Raw genomic sequence first — 25797 nt, 5'->3', positions numbered from 1 at the left:
CGCGGGCGGATGTGCTCATGGCCGCACTGGCTATTCATCATCGCCGGGTGGCTGCCCGACTCGCCGCGCGCGGCAGCCACCCGGCGATGATCAGCTGGGGGTGGGTGCCCTACAGCCGGCCGGCGTCGATGATCCGGCTCAGGAACTGCCTGGTGCGGGGCTCCACCGGGTCGCCCAGCACCTGGGCCGGTGGCCCGGACTCCAGGACGACGCCCTGGTCCAGGAAGCAGACGGTGTCGGCGACCTGCTTGGCGAAGCCCATCTCGTGGGTGGCCATCACGATCGTCATCCCCTGCTCGGCCACCTCCCGGACCAGCCGCAGCACCTCGCCGACCAGCTCGGGGTCCAGCGCGGAGGTGATCTCGTCCAGCAGCAGCACCCGCGGCCGGACGGCGAGGGCCCGGACGATGGCCACGCGCTGCTGCTGCCCGCCGGAGAGCCGGTCGGGGTACTCGCCGGACTTGTCGGCCAGCCCGATCCGCTCCAGCAGCGCCAGCGCCTCCTCCCGCGCCTCGGACCGCGACCGGCCGTGCACCCGCACCGGTGCCAGGGTCACGTTCTCCAGCACCGACAGGTGGGGGAACAGGTTGTAGGCCTGGAACACCACACCCAGCCGGCGGCGGACGGCGTCGGCGTCCACCCGCGGGTCGGTCACGTCCTCGCCGTCCAGCAGCACCTGGCCGTCGTCCACGACCTCCAGCAGCGACGCGCAGCGCAGCAGGGTCGACTTGCCCGACCCCGAGCCGCCGATGAGGGCGACCACGCGGTGCTCGTCGACGGCGAGGTCGACCCCGCGCAGCACCACGTTCTCCCCGAACGCCTTGACCACGCCGCGGACCTCGAGGACGCCGCTCACAGCACGCTCCCGCTCTGCTGGCGCCGGCGGGCCCGGGCGCTGACCGCGTCGGCGATCCGCGCGGACGGGACGGCCAGCAGCACGAACAGCAGGCCGGCGACGACGTAGGGGGTGAAGTTGAAGGTCTGGCCGACGATGATCTGCGCGGCGCGCACGGCGTCGATCGCGCCGAGCACCGAGATCAGCCCGACGTCCTTCTGCAGCGCGACGAAGTCGTTGAGCAACGCCGGGGTCACGTTCCGCACCGCCTGCGGCAGGACCACGATCCGCATCATCTGCCGGTGGGTGAGCCCCAGCGAGCGGGCCGCGGCGCGCTGCGAGGGGTGCACGGACTCGATCCCGGCCCGGAACACCTCGGCCACGTACGCCGAGTAGGTGAGCACGATCGCCGCCGTGCCGAGCACGAACGGGGAGGTCGGGATGCCCTGCAGGCGCAGTGCCGGCAGACCGAACCCGACCAGGTACAGCGTGATGATCAGCGGCATGCCGCGGAACAGGTCGACGTAGGCGGTCGCCAGGAAGCGCAGCGGGGCGAAGGCCGGCCCGCGCAGGGTGCGCAGCACCGCCAGCCCCAGGCCCAGGACGACGACGCACGCCCCGCCGATGAGCAGCACCTGCACGTTGACCCACAGGCCACGCAGGATCGGCAGGAACGCCTCGCGCCCGACGTCGAGGGAGAAGAACGTGGCCTGCACCCGGGGCCAGCCCGGCGACCGGGTGACCACGAGGTAGGCGACGACGGCGAAGACCAGCGTCGAGACCAGTGCGACGAGGGTCGAGCGCTGCGACCGGCGGGCGCGGAAGGCCCGCCGGTCCAGCTCCAGCGCGCTCGGCGCGGGCAGGCTCAGGTCGGGCTCACTTCAGGACGGGCGCGTCGGCGGCCTCGGAGAGCCACTGCTGCTGCAGCGCGGCCAGGGTGCCGTCGGCGTCCAGCGCGTCGACGGCCTGGCTCACGCAATCGGTCAGCGGGGAGTCCTTGGCCAGCAGCAGGCCGAACTGGTCGCCGGCGTCGCCGGAGTCCTCGACCTGCCCCACGACGACGCCGTCGTCCAGCTCCGCGCTGGTGATGTAGAAGGCGGTCGGCAGGTCGACCACGATGGCGTCGACCTGGCCGTTCTGCAGGGCGAGCTTGGCGTCGTCGTTGGTGTTGAAGACCTGCGGGTCGGTGTCGGGTGCGATGACGTCGGTGAGGACGTCGAGGCTGGTGGTGGCGACCTGCGCGCCGAGGCGCAGCCCGCGCAGGTCGGCCAACGAGGTGGCCTCCGCCGCGGGGGAGCCGGCCGTGGTGATCACGGCCTGGGTGGCGGTGTAGTACGGCGAGGAGAAGTCCACCGCCTGCTGACGCTCGGCGTTGATCGTGAACTGGTTCACGTCGAAGTCGAAGTCCTTGTCGCCCGGGGTGATGGCGGCGTTGAACTGCACCGACGTCCACTCGACCTGGTCGCGGTCGTAGCCCAGCTGCTCGGCCACCGCGTAGGCCACGGCGGACTCGTACCCCTCGCCGCTGGTGGGGTCGTCGTCGACGAACCAGGGCTCGTAGGCAGGGGTGTCGGTGGCGACGGTCAGCGTGTCGGCGGTGACGGTGGGCAGGTCCTCGGGCGTGCAGGACCCGCCGCCGGCCGACCCGGACGCGGCCGAGCCGGTCGAGGACTCCTGCGGGGCGCACGCCGAGACCGCGAGGGCGGCGGTGGCGAGCACGGTGAGGGCGAGGGGACGACGGCGCACGGCGGGTCCTTGAGGGTTCTACCAACGGGGGACCCGGGAATCGTAAGGGCAGCCTGGTCACCCCCAGGTCACGACCGCGGGGGATCATGGTCACCGTGACTGCAGCAGCCCCGGCCGTGACCGGCGACGAGCGCACCCTCACCCCGGCCCAGTACGAGGAGTGGGCCGCCGAGGTCCGCCGGCTGGCCGACGAGCGCGGCGCCGTCGTCCTGGCGCACAACTACCAGGTGCCCGAGATCCAGGACGTCGCCCACCACACCGGTGACTCCCTCTACCTGTCCCGGGTGGCCGCGCAGACCGACGCCCGCGAGATCGTCTTCTGCGGGGTCCACTTCATGGCCGAGACGGCGAAGATCCTCTCCCCGAACAAGACCGTCCTGCTGCCCGACCACGACGCCGGCTGCTCGCTGGCCGACTCGATCACCGCCGAGCAGCTGCGGGAGTGGAAGGCCGAGCACCCGGGTGCCGTCGTCGTCAGCTACGTCAACACCACGGCCGCGGTGAAGGCCGAGACCGACGTCTGCTGCACCTCCTCCAATGCCGCCGACGTCGTCCGCTCCATCCCGGTGGACCGGGAGATCCTGTTCTGCCCGGACCAGTTCCTGGGCGCGCACGTCAAGCGGGTCACCGGCCGGGAGAACATCCGGGTCTGGGCGGGGGAGTGCCACGTGCACGCCGGCATCTCGCCCTCCGACGTCCGGTCGCAGATCGCCGCGCACCCCGACGCGGAGATCCTGGTGCACCCCGAGTGCGGCTGCACCACCTCCGTGCTCGACCTGGTCAGCAACGGCGACCTGCCCGCCGAGCGCACCCGGGTGCTCTCCACCGGCGGCATGGCCGAGGCCGCCGCGGCGACCCGCGCGGGCCAGGTGCTGGTGGCCACCGAGGTCGGCATCCTGCACCAGCTGCGGGCACTGAACTCCGGGACGCAGTTCATCCCGATGAACGACCGAGCAGCCTGCCGGTACATGAAGATGATCACGCCGGAGAAGCTGCTGCGGACCCTGCAGACCGGCCAGGGCGCGATCGAGGTGCCCGAGGACGTGGCCGCCCGGGCCCGCAGGGCCGTCGAGGCCATGATCGCGATCGGGGAGCCCGGCCGCGGCGGGGAGTGACGCTCAGACCTGCAGCGCCGCCCACAGCGCGACGGTGGCCAGCACCAGGGTCGGCGGCACGGTGGCCAGGCCGACCAGGCTGAACCGGGCCGCGCTCGGCGACGGCTCGCCGGTGGCGGCGAACACCCGGCGCCACAGCAGGTTGGCGAGCGACCCGACGTAGGTGAGGTTGGGGCCCACGTTCACGCCGACGAGCACGGCCAGCAGCGTCGGGGTGCCGCCCACCGCGGCGGCCGGGAGCAGGGCCAGCGTGGCGGGCAGGTTGTTGAGCAGGTTGGCCACCACGGCGGCCAGCGCAGCAACGCCGAGCAGGGCCAGCAGGTCGTCCCCGGCGGGCAGGACGGCGGTGAGCAACCGCTCCAGGCCGTTGAGCTGCAGCGCGAGCACCACCACCGCCAGGCCGAACACGAACAGCGCGAACGGCAGGTTGGCCGCGCGCAGCAGCTGCACCGGGCGGGTGGTCCGGCGCGCCAGTTGCTTGCCGGCGAGCACGAGGACGCCGACCAGCGCGGGCCAGACGGGTGCGATGCCGGTGAGCGAGGCGACGCCGAACCCGACGACGGTCAGCCCGACGACGACGAGGGCGAGCACCGGTGTCGGCGGGACGGTGCGCACCGGCTCGGCGACCTGGACCCGCAGGTCGGCGCGGAACAGCCGGCGCAGCACCAGGTACTCCACGGCCACCGCCACCACCCAGGGGCCGGCCATCAGCGCGGTGAAGTGCAGGAAGGTCAGGCCCGTCGCGGCGAAGGCCAGCAGGTTGGTCAGGTTCGACACCGGCATGAGCAGCGACGCCGAGTTCGACAGGTGCCCCGCGGCGTAGGCGTGCGGCCGGGCCGGCACCCGCATCCGGGCCGCGGTGGCCAGCACGACGGGGGTCAGCAGGACGACGGTGGCGTCCAGCGACAGCACCGCGGTCACGACGGCGGACAGCGCGACGACGCGGACCAGCAGTCCCTGCGGCGAGCGGCCGGCTCGGCGGGCGGTGACCGCGGCCGACCAGCCGAACAGGCCCTCCCGGTCGGCGAGGTCGCTCAGCAGCAGGATGACCACCAGGAACCCGACCGTGGGTGCCACCTCGCGCACGGTGTCCCACGCCCGCGACCAGGTCACGAAGCCCAGGGCGGCGACCAGCAGCCCGCCGGGGACGGCGACCGCGGCGCCCGGCAGCCTCGGGGCATCGACGACCGCCGCGGCCAGCGCGCCCAGCAGCAGCGCCCCCGCGAGGACCAGGGCGAGGGCGTCGACGCTCACGCGCGCAGGAACAGGTAGACCGCGACGGCGACGCCGAAGACCACGATGAAGACCCGCAGCGGGGTGCTCGGGATGCGGCTGGCGACCCGGGCGCCGAGGAAGCCGCCCAGCAGCGAGGCGGGTGCGCAGACCGCGACCAGCAGCCAGTCGACCGGGCCGAAGATGCCGAACACCACGACGGTGGTGCTGGCGGTGACCAGGGCGAGCAGGCTCTTGATCGCGTTGGCCAGCTTCAGCCGGCCCAGGCCCAGGGCGAGCACGGCGGTGAGGATGACACCCAGCGCCCCGCCGAAGTAGCCCCCGTAGACGCAGGCCAGCAGGACCACCACGTACAGCCACAGCGGGTCGCGGCGTTCGCCGTCGGTCTCGTTGGCCTTCAGCCGCTTGGTCAGCAGGGGCTGCAGGCCGATCAGCAGGCTGGCCAGCAGCACCAGCACCGGCACGATGGTGTCGAAGGCCGAGCTGGGGGTGGTGAGCAGCAGGATGCTGCCGGCCGTCCCGCCGACCACGGCCACCACCGACAGCCCGACCAGCCGGTTGCGCTGGCCCCGGTAGTGGTCGCGGAAGCCGATCACGCCCCCGAGGTAGCCCGGCCACTGCGCGACCGAGTTGGTGACGTTGGCGGCCACCGGCGGCAGGCCGAGGGCCACGAGGGTGGGGAACAGGATCAGCGACCCGCCCCCGGCGATGGAGTTGATGCCCCCGGCGAGGAGGGCGACCCCGGCTGCGACGAGCAGGTCGACGACGGACACGAGCCGGGAGACTACGGTCCCTGCCCGTGACCTACGGGTCGGCGCGGCGTGACCAGCGTCCCTTCCGCAGGTCGACCGGCGGCGACGTGGTTGAGCGGCGCACCGGTCGGGCATGGGAGGCGCCATGCGCAAGTGGTGGCCGCTGGTCGCGGTCTGTGCCGGCACGTTCATGCTGCTGATCGACGTCACGATCGTGAACGTCGCCCTGCCCGACATCGCGACGTCGCTGGGGACGTCGTTCGGCGAGCTGCAGTGGGTGGTCGACATCTACGCCCTGGCGCTGGCCGCGCTGGTGCTGGGCGCCGGGTCGCTGGCCGACCTCTACGGTCGCCGGCGGCTCTACCTCGGCGGGCTGACGCTGTTCGCCCTGGCGTCCCTGGCGTGCGGTCTGGCCCCGAACGCCGGCCTGCTCATCACCGCCCGGGCCGTGCAGGGCATCGGTGCGGCGGCGATGTTCAGCACCACCATCGCGCTGCTCAACGCGATCTACCGCGGTCGCGACCGCGGGACCGCCTTCGGCATCTGGGGCGCGGTGGTCGGTGCGGCGGCCGCCGCCGGACCCATCCTCGGCGGCGCGCTGACCGGGGTGTCGTGGCGGTGGATCTTCCTGGTGAACCTGCCGATCAGCGTGTTCGCCGTCCTGCTGACCCTGAAGGTCGTCGAGGAGTCCCGGCAGCAGGGCGCCCCGCACCCCGACGTCCCGGGCATCGCCACCTTCACCCTCGGGGCCGGAGGCGTCGTGTACGGCCTGGTGGAGGCGGCGGCCAACGGCTGGGCCCAGGTGGGCTCGTGGGCGCCGATCGCGGCCGGCGTCGTCGTCCTGGTCGGGTGGGTGCTGATCGAGCTGCGCCGCGAGGCGCCCATGCTGGACCTGCGGCTGTTCCGCACCAGCCGGTTCAGCGGCATCATGATCGGCTCGCTGGTGCTCAACCTGGCCGCGTTCGCCAGCAGCATCTACCTGTCGCTGTGGCTGCAGTCCATCCTCGGCCTCGCGCCGCTGCAGGCGGGGCTGGTGTTCATCCCGCTCTCCCTGGTCAGCTTCGTCACCGCGGCGGTGGTCGGGAAGACCCTCACCGACCGCTCGCCGCGGGTGGTCCTCGGCGTCGGCCTCGCGCTGGTCGGTGCCGGCGGGCTCCTCATGGCCCGGGTCGACGGCGGCGCCAGCTGGGGCATCCTGGTGCCGGGCCTGGCGGTGCTCGGCCTCGGGGTCGGGATCTGCAACCCGGTGGTCACCTCCGCGGCGCTGGCCTCGGTGCCGCGGGACCGCAGCGGCATGGCCTCCGGTGCGGTGAACACCTTCCGCCAGCTCGGGTTCGCCGTCGGGGTCGCCGTCCTCGGTTCGGTCTTCGCCGCGGGCACCACCCGCGCGCTGACCGACGCGGGTGCCCCCGACCCCGCGGCCACCGAGTCGGCCCTCAGCGCCGGGCAGGCCCAGCAGGTCCTCGCCTCCGCGCCCGGCGGGCAGCGGGCCGACCTGGCCCAGCTGCTGTCCACCGCCTACGCGGACGGCCTGCGCGACGTGCTGCTGGTCGCCGGCGCGGCCGGTCTGCTCGGTGCGTTGCTGGTGGTCCTCCTCGTGCGCGGTCCGGTGCCGCAGCAGGACGGGCAGGACGGCGAGCGGGCCGGGGCCGACGGCGAGCAGCGGGACGGGAGCGGCGAGGGACGGGGCCGGCACGAGGCGGACGGCGAGCACGACGCCGGCCGGCACGAGGCGCCGCACACCCCGGGCCACCTGCGCACCGAGGATGCCGAACCGGTCCGCTGACCGGCAGGATGGGGTCGTGCGCGACGTCGTCCTGGTCCACGGAGCCTGGCACGGTGCCTGGTGCTGGCGGCGCGTGCTGCCGCTGCTGGCCGCGGGCGGGGTGCGGGCGGTGACCGTCTCGTTGACCGGGGTGGGGGAGAAGGCGCACCTGCTGGGCCCGCAGGTGCGGCTGCGCACGCACGTGGAGGACGTCGTCGCCGTCGTCCGGGCCGAGGAGTGCCGGGACGCCGTCCTGGTGGGCCACAGCTACGGGGGCATCCCGGTCACCGGCGCGGCCGACCTGCTCGGCGACGCGGTCGGCCCGCTCGTGTACGTCGACGCCGTCGTCCTCGCGCCGGGGGAGGCCTGGTCCTCCCTGAGCCCACCCGAGGTGCGGGCATCCCGCCGTGAGCTGGTCGCCACGACCGGGTCGCTGCCGCCGCCCCCGGCGTCCGCCTTCGGCCTCACCGGCACCGACGCGGCCTGGGTCGACCGCCGGCAGACCGCGCACCCCGGCGGGGTGTACGACGACCCGCTGGACTTCGCCGGCGACCGGTGGGCCGCCCGGCGGCGCACCTACCTGGACTGCACCACCCCGCCGCTGGCCAGCATCGACCCCTCCCGCGCCCGGGTGCGCGCGCAGCCCGGCTGGGACGTCGTGCCGATGGCCACCGGCCACGACCCAATGGTCAGCGACCCCGCAGCACTGGCCGAGCAGCTGCTCCGCGTCGCGGCGGGCTGAGCCCCGGGCCAGACTCGGCCCCATGCCGGCCCCGTTCCCCACCGACTGGTCCCGCGCGCTCGTGGTCGCCGCGCACCCCGACGACATCGAGTACGGCGTCGCCGCCGCCGTGGCGGTGTTGACCGCCGCGGGCAAGGAGGTGCACTACCTGCTCGCCACCCGCGGCGAGGCCGGGATCGCCGGGGTGCCACCCGCCGAGGCCGGGCCGCTGCGCGAGCAGGAGGAGCGGCGCTCGGCGGCCGTCGTCGGCGTCTCGGAGGTGGAGTTCCTCGACCACCGCGACGGCACGCTCGTCGAGGGCCCCGCGCTGCGCGCGGACCTGGCCGCGGCGATCCGGCGGCACCGGCCGGAGCTGGTGGTCACCCTGCACGGCGGGGACACCTGGACGACGCCCGACACCACCCCGGCGGCCTGGAACTCCGCCGACCACCGCGCGCTGTCCCGCTCGGTGCTCGACGCGGTGGCCGACGCCGGCAACGAGTGGATCTTCCCCGACCTCCCCGGCGAGCCCTGGTCGGGGACGCAGTACGTCGCCGTCCAGACGATCGGCGAGCCGCCGCACGCCGTCGACGTCGCCGACGGCGTCGAGGCCGCCGTCGCCTCGCTCACCGAGCACCGCCGCTACCTGGAGGTCCTCGACCCCGGCACGCCGGTCGAGGAGCAGGCGAGGAACCAGATCGACCAGGCCACGCTCACCGAGGACGGTGGCCGGCGGGTCGGCTTCCGGCTGTTCTGGGGCTGACGAGGGTCAGGGTCAGACCTGCAGCGCGGCGACGACGGCGGCGACCTGCTCGGTCGAGGTGATGGTCCGGGTTCCGTCGTCGTAGGACACCGCGGTGGTGCTGCGGTGGCCGAGGGAGCGCACGGTCCGCGCGGCACGCAGGTGGACGGCGGGCACCCCGGTGGCCGCGACCAGCTCGGCGACGTGGTCGGCCCGGACGCCGCCGGCCGCCACCACCTCGATGCGGCCGGCGGCCTGCTCGACCAGCGCGCGCAGCGCCGCCGTCCCCTCCCGGGCGGTCGCCGCGCCGGCCGAGGTGAGCACGCGGGTGACCCCGGCCCCGACCAGCTCCTCCAGGGCCGCGGGCTGGTCGGCCAGGGTGTCGAAGGCCCGGTGGAAGGTCACCGGCGCCGACCCGGCCGCGCGCACCACGGCGTCCAGGGCGGGGCGGTCGACCCGGCCCCGTGGGCTCAGCGGCCCGACGGCCACCCCGGCGACGGGCACGATCCGCCGGGCCGCGGCGACGTCGGCGCAGACCACGTCGAGCTCGACGGGTGAGTGCACGAAGTCCCCGCCGCGCGGGCGCACCAGCACCGTCACCGCCAGCGCGGGAGCACGGTTCGCCAGTGCCGCGAGCGTGCCTGCGCTGGGGGTCACCCCGCCCTCGGCGGGGGCGGCGCAGAGCTCGACCCGGTCGGCGCCGGCGGCCGACGCGGCGAGTGCACCCTCCACGTCCTCCACGCTGATCTCGACGGCGGCTCGGCGGGGGCTGGGTGCGGCGGGCATGGGGAGATCCTCCCGGTAGGCTCCCCGGCACGACGGACGAGTCGGCTGGGCGGTCGCGTCGGCGGGGGAGACCCCGTCGCCGAGGAACGTCCGGGCTCCACAGGGCAGGGTGGTCGCCAACAGCGACCCGGGGTGACCCGCGGGACAGTGCCACAGAGAACAGACCGCCAGCGGTCCGCCGCTGGTAAGGGTGAAACGGTGGTGCAAGAGACCACCAGCGCGCCGGGTGACCGGTGCGGCTCGGTAAACCCCACCCGGAGCAAGGTCAGGAAGGGGAGGCAGCTCGCTGCCGACCCGCGGAGGCGTTCGAGGGCTGCCCGCCCGAGTCTCCGGGTAGACCGCTCGAGCCTGCCGGCAACGACAGGCCTAGATGGATGACCGCCCATCGGGAGGCCGCGAGGCACCCGGGGACAGAACCCGGCGTACAGGCCGACTCGTCCGTCGCCCGCACCTGGGGCACCGTGGGCGCATGCAGACCTACGGCACCGGCCGGGAGACCACCCCCGTCGTCGTCCCCGGCCCCGACGGCGACCTCACCGGTGAGCAGCTGACCGGCCCCGTGCACGCCGTCCCCACCGGGTCCGCGGACCTGGAGCTCGCCACGTCGCTGTGCAACCACGAGGTGCGCGCGGTCGCCGGGGACCCGTTCGACCCCGCCGCCGACGACGTCTGCCCGGTGTGCGCCGAGCGGGCCCGGTGAGCGACGGGCCGCGCGCGCTGGTCCTCGGTGCCTCGCGCGCTCTGGGGCTCGGCCTGGTCCGCGAGCTGGCCGCGCACGGCTGGCAGGTGACCGGGACCGTGCGCGGCGAGGAGCGGACGCCGCTGCACGACCTCGCCGACGCCGACGACCGGGTCGCCCTGGACCGGGTGGACACCACCGTGCCCCAGGAGCTGGCGGCCCTGCGCGACCGGCTGGCCGACCGGACCTGGGACCTGCTGCTGGTCAACGCGGGTGTCACCGGCGCGGACGAGCCGGTCGGTGCCGTCGACGCCGCGGAGTTCGCCCGCGTGCTGGTCACCAACGCCTGGGCTCCGCTGCAGGCGATCGAGCTGCTGGACGACCTGGTCGCGCCGGGCGGCACCGTCGCGGTGATGTCCTCCCGGCAGGGCAGCATCGGGCTGAACACCCGCGGTGGCCACGAGGTGTACCGGGCGAGCAAGTCCGCGCTCAACCAGCTGATGCGCAGCTACGCCACACGGGCGCGGCCGGACCGCACCCTGCTGTGCCTGCACCCGGGGTGGGTGCGGACCGAGCTCGGCGGGGCCGGTGCCCCGCTCACCGTCGAGCAGAGCGTCGCCGGGCTGGTGCGCACCCTCGAGGCGCACCGCGGCGAGCCGGGGCTGCAGTTCCGCGACCACGAGGACGCCGTCGTCCCCTGGTGAACGTCGTGCCGGGGCGGGGTGGGAGGTGATCTCCGACGGTCGGAGGCCGGTGCGATGACCTCCCACCGTCCGGGATCACCTCCCACCCGTCGTCAGTCGGTGGGCACCGGCTCGCCGCGGTAGGTGCCGAAGGACCAGTGGTTGCCCTCCGGGTCCTGGAACCGGCACTCCCGGCCGTGCCCGGACTCCGCCGGCTCGTCCAGGCCGGTGGCCCCGGCCGCCAGTGCGCGCGCCCAGAGCGCGTCCGGGTCGTCGCAGACCACGTAGGCGCCGAAGGTGCCCGGCCGCAGCGGCCAGCGGTCGCCGTCGGAGGGGCGGGCCGAGCCCAGCATCACCCCGCCGCCGGTGGGACCGGCCAGCTGGGCGTGCAGGACGACGTCGCCGTCGGTGAACACCGCGACCTCGCGGAACCCGAAGGCGTCCACCAGGAACCGGATGAGCGCAAGGGCGTCGACGGCGCGCAGGGTGGGCCAGACCTGGGGAGCAGGTGTCGTCACGGTGCCGATCGTGGCCCGGTGGCCGGGGCTTGACCAGGGGTGGCCCGACGACCCGCACGGTGGTCGGCCGTTGCCCGCAGCGCAGACCGTCGGGGACGTCGGGCCACCCCGTCCGGCGGTCAGCGGCGGCGGAGACCCGCGCAGCAGTCGGTGACGATGGCGGCGAACGTGGTGGTGTCGACCTCGTCGTCCACGGTCACGCGGACGATGTCGGCCACCTGCTGCGCCGAGGTGGCGTGGGCGGCGGACACGCGGGCCGCGGCGATCAGGTGGAGCTGGCGGACACGGGCGGCCTGGGTGCCGTCGACCGGGGAAGGGAGAGGCATGTCCTGACCGTAGGCAGGCCTCTCCTGCGCGCGACAGCATGCCGCACGACCGATCCGCCGTCACATGTGACGAAACCGGCGCCGGGTGCTCGGCACACCCCGCCGGTGGGCGCGCGACCTCCCTGGTGAGGGGCGTGCCGCGTGCGATCCTGCCGCCGTGGACGCGCAGGTCTGGCTGGGTGCGGGCGGGTTCCTCGTGGGGCTGCCGCTCGGGCACGCGCTCAACGTGGCCGCGCAGCGCGTCGTCGCCGCCCGGCCGGATGCCGCCGACCTGCTGCCCGGCGCGCTGCTGACCCGCCGCACCGCGGTCCCGCCGCCGTGGGTGGAGGTGGCCACCGCCGCGCTGTTCGCCGTGGTCGCCGTCCGGGTCGGGCCCGAGCCGTTGCTGCCCGCGTGGTTGTGGCTGGCCGGCTGGGCGGTGCTGCTGAGCGTGGTCGACCTGCAACACAAGCTGCTGCCCAACCGGGCGCTACTGCCCGCCACCGCCGGTGCGGTGGTCCTGCTGACCGCGACCGCGGCCGTCACCGGCGAGTGGGTGGCTCTGCTGCAGGCCGCCGCCGCCGCGGTGGGACTGGCTGTCGTGCTCTACGCGCTGGCCCTGCTCACGCCGAACGGCCTCGGCCTGGGCGACGTCAAGCTCGGCCCCCTCCTGGGCCTGTACCTGGGGTGGCTGGGCGTGCTCCCGCTGGTCCTCGGGGTCTTCCTCGGCTTCGTCGCGCAGGCGGTGCTCGCGCTGGCGCTGCTGGCTGCGCGCCGGGTCAGCACCGACACCCAGCTGCCCTTCGGGCCCGCGCTCCTGGCCGGCGCGCTGGTCGCCGGTCTCCTCGCCCTCGGCTGAGCTCGAAACGCGGTTCACCCCTCGGGGGGAGAGGACGACGGCCCGGCTCCACCCCGGTTGCCCGCAACCCGATGTGCTCCCTGCAGCCGCACCCAGGACCGCCGTGGTCCACCCGGGTGACGGCCACCCGGAGGAGCACGACATGACCCACCTGTTCCAGACGCTGTTCGCCCTGTCCGTCACCGCCGGCGACCGCGTCGCAGCCCACGCCCGCGACCTGAAGTCGCGCGAGACCGGCGCCAGCGCCGTGGAGTACGCGCTGCTCGTCGGCACCATCGCCCTGGCCGTCGTCGCCGGTCTGGCCATCTTCGGCCCGAAGCTGACCGCCGCCATCAGCAACATCCGGGTCAACTGACCCGGCCGGTGGACCCCGGTCCCGGCCGGCGGCGCACGCCGCCGCCGGCCGGCCCGGCCCACCGCCCTCACCCCGTCCCCGCCCGAGTCCCGAGAGGAGCAGCCCCGTGGTGCACGTCCTGACCCGTACCGCCCGCCGCCTGGCCGGCGAGCGCGGTGCCTCGGCCGTCGAGTTCGCCCTCGTCGCGCCGCTGCTGGTCCTGCTGCTGTTCGGCATGGCCTCCACGGCCCGGGCCTTCCAGATCCAGGCCGGTGTCTCCGGCGCCGCCCGCGAGGCCGCCCGCACCCTGGCCATCACCAACGACGTCGCCCAGGCCCGCTCGGCCGCCGTCGACGCCGCGACCGCGCAGTCGGTCCCGATCAGCAGCGGTTCGGTGTCCATTTCGCCGACGACGTGCAGCGGTCAGCCCGCAGGCACCAACGTCCGGGTGACCATCGTCTACCGCTACCAGCCCTTCGGACCCTTCAACGACGGGCTGGCCCTGGACATCACCAGCAAGGCGGTCATCCGGTGCGGCGCCTGACCGGGCAGCGGCCGGGTCGCCCCCGCTGGACCCGCCTGCGCGGCCGGGACGGCGAGCGCGGCGGCATCGCCGTGGCCACCGCCCTGCTCATGCCGATCTTCCTGGGCCTGGCCGCCCTCGCCGTCGACACCGCCGGCGTCTGGGCCGCGCGCCAGCAGGTGGTCAACGGCGCGGACGCCGCGGCGCTCGCCGTCGCGACCGACTGCGCCGCCGGCAACTGCGGCGACATCAAGCCCACCGCCGAGTCCTACTTCTTCGCCAACAACGAAGCCGCCAAGCTGGCCGACCTCAAGGCGGGCTCCGGCTGGATCTACGTCGACGGACGACAGACCCGGGCGACCGGGACCTGGCTCGTCCGGCACTTCTTCGCCGGTGCCCTGGGCTTCCCGACCGGCTCGCTGTCGGTCGAGTCGACCGCGGCATGGGCCCCGGTCGCCAGCTCGACGTCCGGCATCGCGCTGGCCGTGTCCTGGTGCACCTTTCGGGCGGCCGGCCCGGTCAACGGGGGGTCCACCGTGTCGATCAACCTCACGGCCCAGCCGTCGGGCAGCTGTACCGGCCCCACCGGCGGCAGCACCACCGGCGGGGCGATGTGGACGACCACCTCGGCCGGGTCGGCCTGCGGCACGACGGCCGCCGTCCAGACGGCGATCACCCGCTACCAGCCGACCTCGTCCCGACCGGCCGGGTGCACCTCGGCCTACCTGTCCGGGCTGGTCGGGCGCACCGTCGACGTCCCGGTCTGGAGCTCGCTCTCCGGAGGGACCGCCCAGGTCTACGGGTGGGCCTCGCTGCGGGTCACCGCCGCCGACTCCACGTCGATCAGCGGCCGCTTCGTCAACCAGCCCCGCCAGGTCGGCGACGCCACCCCGCCGCCGACCAACGCCCCCGACCTGGGAGCCCGCGCCGTCTTCCTCACCGACCCCTCCACCTGGACCGGGGCCCGGTGCCAGGACGGCGCCACCACCTGCTGACAGACCGACCACCACCCACCACCGAAGGAACCCCATGTCCCGCCGAATCGTCGCCGCCGTCGCGGCAGTCCTGCTGGCCGCCGCCGGTGCGTGGGTGGTCCTGACCTACGTCGGGTCCGCCGACAGCCGCGCCCGGGCCGGCGAGGAGCTCGCGGTCGTCCTCGTCGTCACCCGCGAGGTGCCCAGCGGCACCCCGGCCGACGACCTCGGTGACGCGGTCCGCGCCGAGCAGGTGCCCCAGCGGCTCGTCGCCCCCGGCTCGCTGGCGGACCTGACCGCTGTCGAGGGCCTGTCCACCACGGCCGACCTGCTCCCCGGGGAGATGCTGCAGAGTGGACGCTTCGGCGACCCGGCCGCGGTCCGCGCCGACGGCTCGCTGCCCGCCCCCGACGGCCTGGTCGAGGTCAGCGCGAGCCTGGACACCCAGCGGGCCGCCGGCGGCACCCTCGTCCCCGGGGACAAGGTCGGCATCACCCTCACCTCGCAGGACGCCGGGGCCAGCGGCCTGACCTCCTACAGCACCTTCGCCGTGCTGCACGACGTCCTGGTCACGCGGGTCAGCGCCCCCTCCGACCCGGCCACCGGCACCTGGACCGTCACGGTGGCGGTCAGCCAGCAGGACGCCTCCACCGTCGTCGTCGGGCTCTCCGCGCAGGCGGTCTGGCTCTCCCTCGAGTCCGCCGAGGGCACCGGCTCCACCACCTCCAGCACCACCTCCGTCGCGATCACGGGAGACGACCAGTGAGCACCGTCCTGACCATCGGCGTCGGCGCCGAACTCGTCCAGCGCTTCGCCGCCGCCTGCGAGGGCGACGTCCTCTCCCTGGGGGTGGAGGCCCTGGACGCCGACGGCGGGCTGTTCGCCCGCGTCGTGGAGGCCGGTTCCCCCGGGGTCACCGTCCTCGGGCCCGACGTGCCGGAGGAGCGGGCGCTGGCCCTGGCCACCCGCGCCGACGTCCTCGCCACCCCGACATGCATCGTGATGGCGACCAACTCCACCGACCCCGACCTGTGGATGCGGGCGATGCACGCCGGCGTCCGCGACCTGCTGACCGCCGACGCCCACCAGGACCACGTCGACGGCGTCGTCGCCCGGGGCGCGGAGTGGGCCGCGGCCCGCCGGGACGCCCTGCGCGAGACCTCAGGTGACCGCGGTCACCGGGTCATCGTGGTGGGCTCGGCGAAGGGTGGGGTCGGCAAGACCACCGTCTCCACCAACCTGGCCGTGGGCCTGGCCCGCTCGGGCCACGGCTCGACGGTGCTGGTCGACCTCGACGTGCAGTTCGGCGACGTGGCCAGCGCCCTCGGCCTCGCGCCGGAGTACACGCTGCCCGACACCGTGCACGGCGCGGCCTCGACCGACCCGCTGGTCCTCAAGAGCTTCCTGACCCGGCACGAGAGCGGCCTCTACGTCGTCGCGGGCAGCGACTCGCCGGCCGCGGGCGACGCGGTCACCGCCGAGCAGGTGGCGCGGCTGATCGACACGCTGTCCCAGGAGTTCCGGCACGTCGTCGTCGACACCGCCCCGGGCCTGTCCGACCACACCCTGGTGGCCCTGGAGCGGGCCACCGACCTCGTGCTGATGAGCTCGATGGACGTCCCGGGCGTCCGCGGCATGCGCAAGGAGCTGGACGTGCTCACCGAGCTGAACCTGGTGCCCCGCAACCGGCACCTGCTGCTGAACGGCTCCGACGCCGCCGGCGGTCTGAACGTCGCCGACATCGAGGCCACCCTCGGTGCGCCGCTGGACGTCGTGCTGCCGCGCAGCAACGGCGTGCCGCTGTCCACCAACACCGGTGTGCCCCTGCTGTCGGGCTCGAGCAAGGACCAGGTCAGCCGCGGACTGCAGGCCCTGGTGTCCCGCTTCCTGCCCGAGCCCGAGACCAAGCGGGGCGTGCTCGGCCGGCTGCGGGTCGGTGCGCGATGAGGCTCGTCGACCGCATCGCCACCGCCCGGGGCGAGGACGCGCTCGGACCGGACCCGGTCCGGCTGGCTCGCCAGGCCCCGGTCGAGACCGAGGTGACCACCCTGTCGGCCCGAGCGGCCCAGGTGCAGCCCACCGAGGACCTGGCAGCGCGGTTCGTGCAGTCCGAGGCGCCGGGCCACACCGGTGACGGGCTGACCGCGCTCCGCGCCCGCGCCACCCAGGCGCTGTTCGACCGGCTCGGCAGCAAGCTCTCCAACGGGGACATCCCCGAGGAGCAGCTGCACCGGCTGGTCAACTCCGAGCTGCAGCGCGTGGTCGCCAACGACCCCACGCCGCTCTCGGACGCCGACCGGCGCCGGTTGATCACCGAGGTCACCGACGAGGTGCTCGGCTACGGCCCGCTGCAGCCGCACCTGGACAACCCCGACGTCACCGAGATCATGGTCAACGGCCCGGACGCGGTGTACGTCGAGCGCGGCGGCCGGCTGGTCCGCACCGCGTCGACGTTCACCTCCGAGGAGCACCTGCGCCGGGTCATCGAGCGCATCGTCTCGCGGGTCGGGCGGCGCATCGACGAGTCGTCGCCGATGGTCGACGCCCGGCTGGCCGACGGCTCCCGGGTCAACGCGATCATCCCGCCGCTCGCCTTCGGGGGCTCCTCGCTGACCATCCGCAAGTTCGCCCGTACCCCGTTGGGCATCGGCGACCTGATCTCCTACGGCACCCTGAGCCCGGAGATGGCCGAGCTGCTGCGCGCCTGCGTGGAGGCCCGGCTCAACATCATCGTCTCGGGCGGCACCGGCACCGGGAAGACCACGCTGCTCAACGTGCTGTCCTCCTTCATCCCGGAGAACGAGCGGATCATCACCATCGAGGACGCCGTCGAGCTGCAGCTGCAGCAGGAGCACGTCGTCCGGCTGGAGTCCCGGCCCCGAAACATCGAGGGCCGCGGTGAGATCTCCATCCGCGAGCTGGTGCGCAACTCCCTGCGCATGCGGCCCGACCGCATCGTCGTCGGCGAGGTCCGCGGCGGCGAGAGCCTGGACATGCTGCAGGCCATGAACACCGGCCACGACGGCTCGCTGTCGACGGTGCACGCGAACACCCCGCGCGACGCCATCGCCCGCCTGGAGACCCTCGTGCTCATGGCCGGCATGGACCTGCCGTTGCGCGCCGTGCGCGAGCAGGTCACCTCGGCGGTCGACCTGGTCGTGCAGATCTCCCGGCTGCGCGACGGCACCCGGCGGATCACCCACGTCACAGAGGTGCAGGGCATGGAGGGCGACACGGTGACGATGCAGGACGCCTTCCTCTTCGACCACTCCGCCGGGTCCGACCTCAACGGCCGGCTGCTGGGCAAGGCTGTGCCGACCGGTGTCCGGCCGCGCTTCGTCGACCGGTTCGCCGACATGGGCGTCTCGGTGTCCTCCCGGGTCTTCGCCGCGCCGGCGGCCGCGCCCGGGCGCCGGCCCCTGCAGCCCGGGCGCGTGTGATGCCCGCCGTCGTCTGGGCCGGTGCCCTCGCCGTGGCGCTCGCTCTGGGCATCGCGGTCGTCGTCCTCGCCAACCCTCGGCAGGGCGTGTCCCGCGACCGCCTGGTCGTGGGGGGCGCACCCGTGGCAGCCCGCCGCACGACCACGGCCGGGGAGACCGTGGCCCTCGCGCAGCGCGTCCTGCACCGGGTCGACCCCGGGAACCGGCTGCCCGCGGCACTGGAGCTGGCGGGGTTGCAGATCAAGGCACCCGACCTGCTGGTCGTCGGCGCCGTCGCCTCGGTGACCGGGGCGCTCCTGGGGGCCGTCGTGGGCGGGGCCCTGCTGTCGGGCCTGCTCCTCGTGGCTGCGCCCCTCGCCATCTGGGCGTTCGTCCGGGTCCGCACCGACCGCCGCCGGCGGGCCTTCGCCGAGCAGCTCGTCGACGCCCTCCAGCTGATGGCCAGCAGCATGCGTGCCGGGCACAGCCTGCTGCGCGCTGTCGACGCCGTGTCCCGCGACACCCAGGCGCCGACGTCGGAGGAGTTCGCCCGCGTGGTCAACGAGGCGCGGGTCGGCCGCGACCTCGGGGCCGCCCTGGACGAGGTCGCCGACCGCACCGGCAGCGAGGACTTCCGCTGGGTCGTGCAGGCGATCGAGGTGCACCGCGAAGTCGGCGGGAACCTCGCCGAGGTGCTGGACCGGGTGGGGGAGACCCTGCGCGACCGGGCGCAGCTGTTCCGGCAGGCCCGCTCGCTGTCCGCGGAGGGACGCACCTCGGGCATCGTCCTGCTCGTCATGCCCGTCGTCGTCACCGGCGTCGTGGCCGTCACCGCGCCCGCCTACCTCGCCCCGCTCTACAGCACCGGGCTCGGCATCGTCATGTCCGGTGTCGCGCTGACCCTCATGGTGGTCGGCGCGGTCTGGCTCCGCTCCATCGTGAAGGTCAGGTTCTGATGTCCCCGCTGCTCGCCGCGGCCGCCGTCGCCCTCGCCCTGCCCGTGGCCCTCGGGGCCTACGCCGTGGTGGGGAGCCAGGGCCGCCAGCTGGCCATCGCGCAGCGCAATCTGACCCGTGGGCTCACCACCAGCGCGCCGACGTCGGGCTCGCTGGAGTCGCGAGGGAACGGCCGCACCGCGTTCCTGCGCACCGTCACCCCCGAGCGGGAGGCGCGGCGGGTCCGTCGCCTGCTGCAGCGCGCGGGTTCCCCGGCAGGCTGGACGATGACGCGCGTCCTCGCGGCCAAGCCGCTGCTGGCCCTCGGCCTGGGCCTGGTGACCCTGCTCGCCGCGGCGGAAGGGGCCGGCGCCCTGTGGCTGCTCGTCCTGGGCGCGGTGTCCGTCGGGTCCTACTGGCTGCCCGACGCCCTGCTCAGGGGGCGGGGGGACGAGCGGCAGACGGAGCTGGCCCGGGAGCTGCCCGACGTGCTGGACCAGATGACCATCTCGGTCGAGGCCGGCCTGGGCTTCGAGGCCGCGATGAACTGGGTCGCCACCCACGGCACGGGCCCCCTGTCCGAGGAGTTCCGGCGCACGATGGCCGACATCAACGTGGGGCGGTCGCGCCGCGACGCCTACGCCGGTCTGGTGGCCCGCGCCGGGGTGGAGGACCTTCGCCGCTTCGTCGCGGCGGTCAACCAGGCCGACACCTACGGCATCGCCGTCTCCGACGTCCTGCGGGTGCAGGCCGCGGAGATGCGGGTCAAGCGCCGCCAGCGCGCCGAGGAGAAGGCGATGAAGGTGCCGGTCAAGGTGTCCTTCCCGCTCATGCTGTGCATCCTCCCCGCGCTGCTGATCGTCGTGCTGGGCCCCGCCCTGGTGTCGATCGGCGACGTGCTGGGCTGATCACCCCGGCCTAGGGTCGGGCACATGACCAGCAGCCAGCCGCCCACCCCCGAGGCCCGCGCAAACGTCACCGAGGAGAACGTGGACACCCGGGCGGAGCTGCTGCCGGAGGAGGAGAGCGCAGGCGGCAGCGCCGACCCCCGGGCCCAGGCCGAGGCCATCCTGGCCGAGTCCGAGGAGCGCACCCTGCACCCCGACGCCGACGAGGGCGGGCACCGCACGTCGGCCGAGACCGCCTGAGGTGGCGCGGCACCGGCACGCGGTCCAGCTGCGCTGGTCCGACCCCGACGTCTACGGCCACGTCAACCACGCCCGCGCGCTGAGCCTGCTGGAGGACGCCCGGCTGGCGATGGGCGCCGGCCCCGACGGCGACAGCGCCCCGCCGATCATCCTGGCCCGGCTCGAGGTCGACTACCGCCGGCAGCTGTTCTACCGCGCGGGTGGGTCGGTGGACGTGCACAGCTGGGTGACCGGCCTGGGCAGCAGCTCGGTGACCGTCCGGCAGGACCTGCTCCAGGACGCCGAGGTGGCGATCAGCGTGGTCGCCGTCCTGGTCCACGTCCAGGACGACGCCTCCCGGCCGATGACCGCCGCCGAGCGGGCGCACTGGACGACGTTCTCCGAGGACGCAGCCGGGTAGGAGCGCGGCCATGCCGAAGACGGACGAGGACGGGAAGGTCATCGAGGACGAGCTGCCCAGCACGCTGCAGCGGTCCGACGACAAGGCGCAGGACACCTACGCGCAGGCCCACGACAGCGCGCTGGACACCTACGACGGCGACGAGCAGGCCGCGAACCGGGTGGCCTGGAGCGCGGTCAAGCACACCCACGAGAAGGTCGGCGACCACTGGGAGCCCAAGGAGGAGAAGGGCCCCTCCGACGAGCAGTCGGCCCGCGGGAACCGGGACACCGACCTGGGCACCGCCGGCGGCGTGGACGAGAACGCCACCAAGGAGCACCTCTACGAACGGGCCCAGGAGCTCGACGTCGAGGGCCGGTCGACGATGACCAAGGACGAGCTGGTCGAGGCCCTGCAGAAGGCCAACGACCAGGCCACCCGGGACGCGCGCGGCTGAACCGTCCCCGGCACCATGGGGCGGGTGGACCGCGAACGACGCCGACACCGGTACGAGGAAGCCAGCCAGTGGCCCCTGATCGCGCTGGCCGTGCTCTTCGTCGTGGCCTACGCCTGGCGGGTGCTCGGCGTCGGCCTGCCCGGCTGGGCGGAGACCGTGCTCGGGGCGGTCACCGTGGTGGTGTGGCCGGTGTTCCTCGCCGACTACCTCTTCCGGCTCTCCCTGGCCGAGCACCGCTGGCGGTTCGTCCGCGAGAACTGGATCGACGGCGTCGCGGTCGCCCTGCCCCTGCTCCGCCCGCTGCGGATCATCAGCCTGGTGCGCGTCGCGCGGGTGCTCGACCGGCGGCTGGCGACCTCCCTGCATGGCCGCGTGGCCGGGTACGTGACGGTGTCGGCCTCGCTCGTGGTGTTCATGGCGGCGCTCGCCGCGCTGGACGCCGAACGCGGTGCCCCGGACGCGAACATCACCGACTTCGGCGACGCCGTCTGGTGGGCCATCACGACCATCACCACGGTGGGCTACGGCGACCGCTACCCGGTCACCGGGGAGGGCCGGGTGGTCGCCGTCCTGCTCATGCTGGCCGGCATCGCCCTGCTCGGCGTCGTCACCGCCGCGGTCGCCTCGTGGTTCGTCGACCGGGTCAGCGACGCCCGCGACGAGGACGCCGACGACCTGCAGGCCGAGGTCCGGGCCCTGGCTGCCGAGGTGCGTGCCCTGCGCGCCGAGCTCGCCGACCGCGACCTCAGCCGGGGACCGTGATCAGCTCGGTCTGCCGGTCGTCCAGGTAGACCACCCCGTCGCCGGTGAGCGCGATGCCCTGCTCCAGGGCCATCCGCACGACCTGGCCGTCCCACTCGGCCACCGGCACCCGCACGCACAGCTCCAGCGCCCAGGTGGTGTCGGTGCGGACGACGGCCTGCCCGGTGCCGGGCACCCCGCCCTGCGCGTCCCACATGCCGATCGCCGGACCGGCGCCGTGGCCGTGGTGGCCGACCGGGTGGGAGTAGACGTCGCCGTCGATGCCTTCGGCGGCGGCGCCGGCCCGCGCGGCGGCGAGCACCTCGTCGCCGGTGCGCCCGGGCACCATCGCGGCGGTCACCAGGTCCTGCATCCGGTTGCCCACCGCGTGCGCGGCGACCAGCCCGGCCGGCGGCGCGGCCTCGCCGGGGCGCAGCACGTAGGCGTTGCGCTGGGTGTCGGTGGTCAGCCCCAGGGTGCGCAGCCCGACGTCGCAGTGCACCAGGTCGCCGGGCTCGACCACGAGGTCCTCGTGCACCCCGGGCAGCCCGGCCCGCTGCACGTCCACCGTGGGCTGGAACCACGGGTCCACGCCCAGGTCGTGGAAGCGCTGGCGGATCCACCAGGCGACGTCCAGCGCGCTCGTCGTCCCCGGGGTGATGACCGCCCGCGAGAACGCCTCGTCGATGGTGGTGTGCACCAGCGCGTTCATCGCGTGCTGGGCGGCCACCTCCTCGGGCAGCCGGGTCTCCAGCCACTGCACGGCCAGCGCCTCGGCCGGCACGACCCGGTCGGCCCAGGGCCCGAGCGCGGCCAGCAGCTGCTCGTGGTCGGTGTGCGACAGCCCGTCGGCGTGGGCGAAGGTGGCCGACACGTCGATGCCGATCCGCCGCGGGTCCGCGGCCTCCACCGCGCGCCGGACGGCGGCCCACTGCGCGTCGTCCTTGGTGGCGGAGGGGTCGTCGTCCTCGGGCCGCCAGGCCTGCCGGAACATGCCGACCGGGTAGCGGGCCACGGCCAGCGGGTCGACGCCGCCGGCCGTGCGGTGCAGCAGCAGCACGGTGCGCCGGCGGGCCGACAGCCAGGTGGCCGGCAGCATCGTGGAGAGCACCGGGTCCTCGTGGTACTCCCGGCCGACCAGCACCCACAGGTCGATCCCGGCGTCGTCCATCCAGCCCGGCAGCAGCGCCGAGATGCGGTGGGCCAGCCAGCGGTCGCGGACCTCGGCCTGCTCGCGGAGGGGCAGGGGCACCTGCTGGAGCGTCGCCGTCATGCCCCGATCAGACCACGGGGTCAGCTGCCGCCCACCCGGGGGCGGGGCACGGCGCCGTCGGCGAGCTCCACCCGGTCGCGGCCGGTCTGCTTGGCGGTGTACATCGCCAGGTCGGCGCGGTCGATGAGCTTGCGGACGGCGTCCTGCGGGTCGTCGTCGGGGTGCGGGCCGGCCACGGCGACCCCGACCGAGGCGGTGACGGGGTGCCGGTCGCCCGCCCGCTGCACGGCCGCCCGGAGCCGCTCGCCCAGCTGCCGGGCGTCGGCGGAGCCGCGCACCAGACCGAGCACGACCATCTCCTCGCCCCCGGTGCGGGCCAGCACGTCGGCCGGGCGCACCGTGCCGGCCAGCTGGGTGGCCACCGCCTGCAGCACGGCGTCGCCGGCGGCGTGCCCGTGCTCGTCGTTGAGCTCCTTGAACCGGTCCAGGTCCAGGACGCACGCGGCCACCGACGCGCCGTCGCGCTGGGCCTGCCGCCAGAGCCGGTCGCCGCCGGCCACCAGCGAGCGCCGGTTCGCCAGGCCGGTCAGCGGGTCGGTGGAGGACAGCCGCTCGGTGTCGGCGACCAGCCGCTGCACCTGCCGGCGCAGCCACACCACGCCGAGGGTGGTGACGTCGAGGATCACCGACTGCACGACGACCTGGACGGCGAGCGCGGCGGTGGCCTCGAAGCTGGCCTGCAGCGCCAGCCAGCACGCCACGGGCACCACGGCCAGGTGCGCGCGCAGCGGCCAGCCGTCGAGGAACCAGGCCGCGGAGAACGCGCAGAACAGCAGCATCAGGGGTGGGGCGTACTGCACCGGGTCGGTGATCGACAGCGCCACGACGACGTAGACGAGGTCGCCGACCAGCACCAGGACGGCGACCAACCGGGGGCCCACCCGGTCGCGCACCCGCACCACCACGGCCAGCGACACCAGCAGCGCCATCGCACCGGCGTAGACCCACCGGGTGCCCCCGGGACGCAGCACGCCGTCCACGAGCAGGTTCAGCGATCCCAGCGCGGCGCCGACGACCAGCAGGGCGGCGATCAGCCGGGCGGCGGTGCGCCCGTCGGTCGGGCCCGGCCCGCGCACCAGCCACCGGCGGACGTCGGTGGTGGTCGGCACGGCGGCGGGCACGCGGGCAGTGTGCCCCACGGCACCGACGTCCCCGCGACGTCGGGCCGCCGGGCGGGACCGGGACGCGGGTGCCAGGCTGGCCTCGCGCCGCGCGGCCCGCGGCGGCGCACCGCCCGAGGGAGGGAGCCGAGATGGCCGACGGACCGTGGTTCTGGTGCCTGAAGCACAACGCGGTGGAGGGGCCGGACGGCTGCGCCGAGCGGCACCGGCTGGGGCCCTTCGCCACCCGCGAGGAGGCCGAGCACGCGCTGGAGAGGGTGGCCGAGCGCAACGAGCAGGCCGACGCCGAGGACCGGGCCTGGGAGCGCGGCGAGCGCGCCTGACCCGGCATGATCACCCCCGGGTCGGTCCACCGAGGCAGCAGGAGATGACGTGAGCGAGAGCAGTGCGGTCGGCCGGCCGGTCGGCGAGCTGGTGGTCGGGGTGCTCGGCGGCACCGGGCCGCAGGGCCGCGGGCTCGGCGTGCGGTGGGCGGCGGCCGGGCAGCGGGTGCTGCTGGGCTCGCGCGACGCCGACCGGGCGCAGGAGGTCGCCGAGCAGGTCGCGGCGCGGGCGACGGCGGCCTCGGGGGGCGCGCAGGTGTCGGTGCGCGGCGGGTCCAACCACGACGTGGCCGGTGCCGCCGACGTCGTGGTGGTCGCGGTGCCCTACGACGGCCACGCCGAGCTGCTCGCCGAGCTGGCGCCCGTGCTGGCCGGCAAGGTCGTCGTCGACTGCGTGGTGCCGATGGGCTGGGACGAGCTCGGTGCCTACGTGCTCGACGTCCCCGAGGGCAGCGTGACCCAGCAGGCCGCCGCGCTGCTGCCCGACAGCCTCGTGGTGGGCGCGTTCCACCACCTGTCGGCGGTGTCCCTGGAGGACCTGTCGCACCCGACGCTGGAGGGCGACGTCATGGTCGTCGGCGACGACCGAGGCGCGATGGACCTGGTGCAGGCCCTGGCCGGGCAGCTGCCCGGGCTGCGCGGGGTCTACGCCGGCCGGCTGCGCAACGCCCGCCAGGTCGAGGCGCTGACCATCAACCTGGTCTCGGTGAACCGGCGCTACAAGACGCACGCCGGCGTGCGGGTGACGGGCGTCTGATGACCGGGGACGACGTCCGCACGGTCACCTTCGCCCGGCCCGGCTTCGGCAAGCGCGGCTACTCCCCGGACGAGGTCGACCAGTTCCTGGACCGGGCCGCCGCCGAGCTCGACGCCCGGGCCGCCGGCGGCCCGGCGTCGATGGGGCCCGACGACGTGCACCAGGTGGTCTTCCGCAAGCCGCCGATCGGCAAGCGGGGCTACGACGAGAGCCAGGTCGACGACTTCCTGGACCGGCTGGAGGCCGCCCTGGGCGGTGCGGCCGGACCGGGCCCGGTGACCGAGCTGAACGGGCGGCCGCTGGACCGCTGACCGGCCACCGCGCAGGGCGGCCGGTCAGCGGGGCGTCAGGCGGTGACGCAGACCGTGACGCCGAGGACGACGGCGGACACGTAGCCCGACGGGCAGGTCCCGCTCGGCGGCATCGCGATGGGCGCGGTGAGCGCGACGGCGGCCGTCGGGGCGGCGACGCCCACGGTGCCGGTGACGCCGACGTCCGCGGTCGGGGCGGCGACCCCGACGGTGCCGGTGACGCCGACCGTGCCGGTGGGGGCGGTGGCGCCGACACCGGCGGTGGTTCCGACCCCGGCGGTGACGCCGATGCCGGCAGTGGTGGCCTGGTCCGCGGTGGGTGCCGTCGCGGCGGTCCCGGCGACGGGCGCGGTGTCGGCGGTC

General features: G+C 74.9%; 33 protein-coding genes and 1 other RNA gene. 23 read left to right on the top strand and 11 right to left on the bottom strand.

Annotation, left to right across the window (positions count from 1 at the left end):
- Window positions 1-109: 109 nt before the first annotated feature.
- From NH342_RS08680 to NH342_RS08670, 3 genes are all read right to left on the bottom strand, one after another.
- Window positions 110-856 (bottom strand): amino acid ABC transporter ATP-binding protein, encoded by a 747-nt coding sequence (locus NH342_RS08680; protein WP_253013761.1) that lies wholly within the window; start codon window positions 854-856, stop codon window positions 110-112.
- Window positions 853-1551 (bottom strand): amino acid ABC transporter permease, encoded by a 699-nt coding sequence (locus tag NH342_RS08675; RefSeq protein ID WP_253013759.1) that lies wholly within the window; start codon window positions 1549-1551, stop codon window positions 853-855. Before NH342_RS08675 ends, NH342_RS08680 begins: the two co-directional genes overlap by 4 nt.
- Window positions 1552-1711: 160 nt before the next feature.
- Window positions 1712-2581 (bottom strand): ABC transporter substrate-binding protein, encoded by an 870-nt coding sequence (locus NH342_RS08670; protein ID WP_253013757.1) that lies wholly within the window; start codon window positions 2579-2581, stop codon window positions 1712-1714.
- 86 nt (window positions 2582-2667) lie between these two features.
- Here NH342_RS08670 and nadA point away from each other — a divergent pair, with 86 nt between their 5' ends.
- Window positions 2668-3696: a quinolinate synthase NadA gene (gene nadA, locus NH342_RS08665; protein ID WP_256479794.1), complete on the top strand. Its 1029-nt coding sequence runs from the start codon at window positions 2668-2670 to the stop codon at window positions 3694-3696.
- Window positions 3697-3699: 3 nt separating this feature from the next.
- On the opposite strand, the gene NH342_RS08660 is transcribed toward nadA, so the two are convergent.
- The gene (locus NH342_RS08660) at window positions 3700-4950 is read right to left on the bottom strand and encodes an SLC13 family permease (protein ID WP_253013753.1); all 1251 of its coding nucleotides are present in this window, start codon (window positions 4948-4950) and stop codon (window positions 3700-3702) included.
- The gene (locus tag NH342_RS08655) at window positions 4947-5702 is read right to left on the bottom strand and encodes a sulfite exporter TauE/SafE family protein (RefSeq protein ID WP_253013751.1); all 756 of its coding nucleotides are present in this window, start codon (window positions 5700-5702) and stop codon (window positions 4947-4949) included. Before NH342_RS08655 ends, NH342_RS08660 begins: the two co-directional genes overlap by 4 nt.
- A 124-nt stretch (window positions 5703-5826) precedes the next feature.
- Between NH342_RS08655 and NH342_RS08650 the strand changes: the two genes are divergently transcribed.
- The 3 genes from NH342_RS08650 to NH342_RS08640 are packed head-to-tail and all read left to right on the top strand — an operon-like array spanning window position 5827 to window position 8930.
- Window positions 5827-7467 carry an MFS transporter gene (locus NH342_RS08650; protein ID WP_253013749.1) on the top strand — a complete coding sequence of 547 codons (1641 nt, stop codon included), beginning with the start codon at window positions 5827-5829 and terminating at the stop codon, window positions 7465-7467.
- A 16-nt stretch (window positions 7468-7483) separates the two neighbouring features.
- The gene (locus tag NH342_RS08645; RefSeq protein WP_253013747.1) at window positions 7484-8188 is read left to right on the top strand and encodes an alpha/beta fold hydrolase; all 705 of its coding nucleotides are present in this window, start codon (window positions 7484-7486) and stop codon (window positions 8186-8188) included.
- A gap of 22 nt (window positions 8189-8210) precedes the next feature.
- Window positions 8211-8930 carry a PIG-L deacetylase family protein gene (locus tag NH342_RS08640; protein ID WP_253013745.1) on the top strand — a complete coding sequence of 240 codons (720 nt, stop codon included), beginning with the start codon at window positions 8211-8213 and terminating at the stop codon, window positions 8928-8930.
- 12 nt (window positions 8931-8942) lie between these two features.
- Here NH342_RS08640 and NH342_RS08635 read toward each other — a convergent pair whose 3' ends face one another.
- A complete protein-coding gene (locus tag NH342_RS08635) occupies window positions 8943-9695 on the bottom strand; it encodes a copper homeostasis protein CutC (protein WP_253013743.1) in 753 nt (250 codons plus the stop codon).
- Between the two features lie 37 nt (window positions 9696-9732).
- On the opposite strand from NH342_RS08635, the gene rnpB reads away from it, so the two are divergent.
- The 3 genes from rnpB (at window position 9733) to NH342_RS08620 (ending at window position 11078) form a co-directional block, all read left to right on the top strand.
- Window positions 9733-10136, top strand: an RNA gene (gene rnpB, locus NH342_RS08630) — RNase P RNA component class A.
- Between the two features lie 28 nt (window positions 10137-10164).
- A complete protein-coding gene (locus NH342_RS08625; protein WP_253013741.1) occupies window positions 10165-10395 on the top strand; it encodes a hypothetical protein in 231 nt (76 codons plus the stop codon).
- Complete coding sequence (locus NH342_RS08620; protein ID WP_253013739.1) at window positions 10392-11078, top strand: SDR family NAD(P)-dependent oxidoreductase; 687 nt, start codon at window positions 10392-10394, stop codon at window positions 11076-11078. Before NH342_RS08625 ends, NH342_RS08620 begins: the two co-directional genes overlap by 4 nt.
- 92 nt (window positions 11079-11170) lie before the next feature.
- On the opposite strand, the gene NH342_RS08615 is transcribed toward NH342_RS08620, so the two are convergent.
- Entirely contained in the window at window positions 11171-11575 is a 405-nt protein-coding gene (locus NH342_RS08615; protein ID WP_253013737.1) for a VOC family protein, read from the bottom strand.
- A 119-nt stretch (window positions 11576-11694) separates the two neighbouring features.
- Entirely contained in the window at window positions 11695-11901 is a 207-nt protein-coding gene (locus NH342_RS08610; protein ID WP_253013735.1) for a hypothetical protein, read from the bottom strand.
- A gap of 157 nt (window positions 11902-12058) precedes the next feature.
- Here NH342_RS08610 and NH342_RS24150 point away from each other — a divergent pair, with 157 nt between their 5' ends.
- The 13 genes from NH342_RS24150 to NH342_RS08540 all read left to right on the top strand — a co-directional run bounded on the left by NH342_RS24150 (window position 12059) and on the right by NH342_RS08540 (window position 21670).
- Window positions 12059-12739: an A24 family peptidase gene (locus NH342_RS24150; RefSeq protein WP_253013733.1), complete on the top strand. Its 681-nt coding sequence runs from the start codon at window positions 12059-12061 to the stop codon at window positions 12737-12739.
- A 142-nt stretch (window positions 12740-12881) separates the two neighbouring features.
- Entirely contained in the window at window positions 12882-13094 is a 213-nt protein-coding gene (locus NH342_RS08600; RefSeq protein WP_253013731.1) for a Flp family type IVb pilin, read from the top strand.
- Between the two features lie 106 nt (window positions 13095-13200).
- Window positions 13201-13617 carry a TadE/TadG family type IV pilus assembly protein gene (locus tag NH342_RS08595; RefSeq protein ID WP_253013729.1) on the top strand — a complete coding sequence of 139 codons (417 nt, stop codon included), beginning with the start codon at window positions 13201-13203 and terminating at the stop codon, window positions 13615-13617.
- Window positions 13605-14591 carry a pilus assembly protein TadG-related protein gene (locus NH342_RS08590; protein WP_253013727.1) on the top strand — a complete coding sequence of 329 codons (987 nt, stop codon included), beginning with the start codon at window positions 13605-13607 and terminating at the stop codon, window positions 14589-14591. The genes NH342_RS08595 and NH342_RS08590 overlap by 13 nt, the downstream gene beginning before the upstream one ends.
- Before the next feature lie 34 nt (window positions 14592-14625).
- Window positions 14626-15336 (top strand): Flp pilus assembly protein CpaB, encoded by a 711-nt coding sequence (locus tag NH342_RS08585; RefSeq protein WP_253013725.1) that lies wholly within the window; start codon window positions 14626-14628, stop codon window positions 15334-15336.
- A complete protein-coding gene (locus tag NH342_RS23345) occupies window positions 15333-16517 on the top strand; it encodes an AAA family ATPase (protein WP_308200627.1) in 1185 nt (394 codons plus the stop codon). Before NH342_RS08585 ends, NH342_RS23345 begins: the two co-directional genes overlap by 4 nt.
- Entirely contained in the window at window positions 16514-18010 is a 1497-nt protein-coding gene (locus NH342_RS08570; protein ID WP_253013723.1) for a CpaF family protein, read from the top strand. The genes NH342_RS23345 and NH342_RS08570 overlap by 4 nt, the downstream gene beginning before the upstream one ends.
- The gene (locus tag NH342_RS08565) at window positions 18010-18945 is read left to right on the top strand and encodes a type II secretion system F family protein (RefSeq protein WP_253013721.1); all 936 of its coding nucleotides are present in this window, start codon (window positions 18010-18012) and stop codon (window positions 18943-18945) included. Before NH342_RS08570 ends, NH342_RS08565 begins: the two co-directional genes overlap by 1 nt.
- Complete coding sequence (locus NH342_RS08560; RefSeq protein WP_253013719.1) at window positions 18945-19832, top strand: type II secretion system F family protein; 888 nt, start codon at window positions 18945-18947, stop codon at window positions 19830-19832. The genes NH342_RS08565 and NH342_RS08560 overlap by 1 nt, the downstream gene beginning before the upstream one ends.
- Before the next feature lie 24 nt (window positions 19833-19856).
- On the top strand, window positions 19857-20072 hold the full coding sequence (locus tag NH342_RS08555; RefSeq protein ID WP_253013717.1) for a hypothetical protein: 216 nt from the start codon (window positions 19857-19859) through the stop codon (window positions 20070-20072).
- Window position 20073: 1 nt separating this feature from the next.
- On the top strand, window positions 20074-20472 hold the full coding sequence (locus NH342_RS08550; RefSeq protein WP_253013715.1) for a thioesterase family protein: 399 nt from the start codon (window positions 20074-20076) through the stop codon (window positions 20470-20472).
- 10 nt (window positions 20473-20482) lie between these two features.
- Window positions 20483-20908 (top strand): ChaB family protein, encoded by a 426-nt coding sequence (locus NH342_RS08545; protein ID WP_253013713.1) that lies wholly within the window; start codon window positions 20483-20485, stop codon window positions 20906-20908.
- Window positions 20909-20932: 24 nt separating this feature from the next.
- Window positions 20933-21670, top strand: coding sequence for a potassium channel family protein (locus NH342_RS08540; RefSeq protein ID WP_253013711.1), 738 nt, complete (start codon window positions 20933-20935; stop codon window positions 21668-21670).
- On the opposite strand, the gene NH342_RS08535 is transcribed toward NH342_RS08540, so the two are convergent.
- Both NH342_RS08535 and NH342_RS08530 read right to left on the bottom strand, forming a co-directional pair.
- Window positions 21654-22922 carry a M24 family metallopeptidase gene (locus NH342_RS08535; RefSeq protein ID WP_253013709.1) on the bottom strand — a complete coding sequence of 423 codons (1269 nt, stop codon included), beginning with the start codon at window positions 22920-22922 and terminating at the stop codon, window positions 21654-21656. The genes NH342_RS08540 and NH342_RS08535 overlap by 17 nt on opposite strands.
- 20 nt (window positions 22923-22942) lie before the next feature.
- Window positions 22943-24043, bottom strand: coding sequence for a diguanylate cyclase (locus NH342_RS08530; RefSeq protein ID WP_253013707.1), 1101 nt, complete (start codon window positions 24041-24043; stop codon window positions 22943-22945).
- Window positions 24044-24174: 131 nt separating this feature from the next.
- Here NH342_RS08530 and NH342_RS08525 point away from each other — a divergent pair, with 131 nt between their 5' ends.
- Genes NH342_RS08525 through NH342_RS23885 form a run of 3 tightly spaced genes read left to right on the top strand, consistent with a single transcriptional unit; the run spans window position 24175 to window position 25434 of the window.
- Window positions 24175-24366, top strand: a complete 192-nt coding sequence (locus NH342_RS08525; RefSeq protein ID WP_253013705.1) for a hypothetical protein — start codon at window positions 24175-24177, stop codon at window positions 24364-24366.
- Window positions 24367-24415: 49 nt separating this feature from the next.
- Window positions 24416-25123, top strand: a complete 708-nt coding sequence (gene npdG, locus NH342_RS08520; RefSeq protein ID WP_253013703.1) for an NADPH-dependent F420 reductase — start codon at window positions 24416-24418, stop codon at window positions 25121-25123.
- Window positions 25123-25434, top strand: coding sequence for a DivIVA domain-containing protein (locus NH342_RS23885; protein ID WP_305884872.1), 312 nt, complete (start codon window positions 25123-25125; stop codon window positions 25432-25434). Before npdG ends, NH342_RS23885 begins: the two co-directional genes overlap by 1 nt.
- A 35-nt stretch (window positions 25435-25469) precedes the next feature.
- Here the strand turns inward: NH342_RS23885 and NH342_RS08505 are convergent.
- A partial coding sequence (locus NH342_RS08505; protein ID WP_253013701.1) for a hypothetical protein occupies window positions 25470-25797 on the bottom strand: 328 nt, incomplete at its 5' end.

This window comes from Klenkia sp. PcliD-1-E (assembly GCF_024124375.1).
GTDB lineage: Bacteria > Actinomycetota > Actinomycetes > Mycobacteriales > Geodermatophilaceae > Klenkia.
The sequence above is the reverse complement of the archived record's forward strand: the minus strand, read 5'-3'. Positions and strand labels throughout refer to the sequence as shown.

What these genes read in the sequence shown, in the direction of transcription:
- NH342_RS23885 (WP_305884872.1), top strand. Translation starts at nt 25,123, where the DNA reads ATGACCGGGGACGACGTCCGCACGGTCACCTTCGCCCGGCCCGGCTTC.
- NH342_RS08535 (WP_253013709.1), bottom strand. Translation starts at nt 22,922, where the DNA reads ATGACGGCGACGCTCCAGCAGGTGCCCCTGCCCCTCCGCGAGCAGGCC.
- NH342_RS08635 (WP_253013743.1), bottom strand. Translation starts at nt 9,695, where the DNA reads ATGCCCGCCGCACCCAGCCCCCGCCGAGCCGCCGTCGAGATCAGCGTG.
- NH342_RS08565 (WP_253013721.1), top strand. Translation starts at nt 18,010, where the DNA reads ATGCCCGCCGTCGTCTGGGCCGGTGCCCTCGCCGTGGCGCTCGCTCTG.
- NH342_RS08585 (WP_253013725.1), top strand. Translation starts at nt 14,626, where the DNA reads ATGTCCCGCCGAATCGTCGCCGCCGTCGCGGCAGTCCTGCTGGCCGCC.
- NH342_RS08570 (WP_253013723.1), top strand. Translation starts at nt 16,514, where the DNA reads ATGAGGCTCGTCGACCGCATCGCCACCGCCCGGGGCGAGGACGCGCTC.
- NH342_RS08610 (WP_253013735.1), bottom strand. Translation starts at nt 11,901, where the DNA reads ATGCCTCTCCCTTCCCCGGTCGACGGCACCCAGGCCGCCCGTGTCCGC.
- NH342_RS08525 (WP_253013705.1), top strand. Translation starts at nt 24,175, where the DNA reads ATGGCCGACGGACCGTGGTTCTGGTGCCTGAAGCACAACGCGGTGGAG.
- NH342_RS08555 (WP_253013717.1), top strand. Translation starts at nt 19,857, where the DNA reads ATGACCAGCAGCCAGCCGCCCACCCCCGAGGCCCGCGCAAACGTCACC.
- nadA (WP_256479794.1), top strand. Translation starts at nt 2,668, where the DNA reads ATGGTCACCGTGACTGCAGCAGCCCCGGCCGTGACCGGCGACGAGCGC.
- NH342_RS08650 (WP_253013749.1), top strand. Translation starts at nt 5,827, where the DNA reads ATGCGCAAGTGGTGGCCGCTGGTCGCGGTCTGTGCCGGCACGTTCATG.
- NH342_RS08545 (WP_253013713.1), top strand. Translation starts at nt 20,483, where the DNA reads ATGCCGAAGACGGACGAGGACGGGAAGGTCATCGAGGACGAGCTGCCC.
- NH342_RS08640 (WP_253013745.1), top strand. Translation starts at nt 8,211, where the DNA reads ATGCCGGCCCCGTTCCCCACCGACTGGTCCCGCGCGCTCGTGGTCGCC.
- NH342_RS08625 (WP_253013741.1), top strand. Translation starts at nt 10,165, where the DNA reads ATGCAGACCTACGGCACCGGCCGGGAGACCACCCCCGTCGTCGTCCCC.
- NH342_RS08560 (WP_253013719.1), top strand. Translation starts at nt 18,945, where the DNA reads ATGTCCCCGCTGCTCGCCGCGGCCGCCGTCGCCCTCGCCCTGCCCGTG.
- NH342_RS08600 (WP_253013731.1), top strand. Translation starts at nt 12,882, where the DNA reads ATGACCCACCTGTTCCAGACGCTGTTCGCCCTGTCCGTCACCGCCGGC.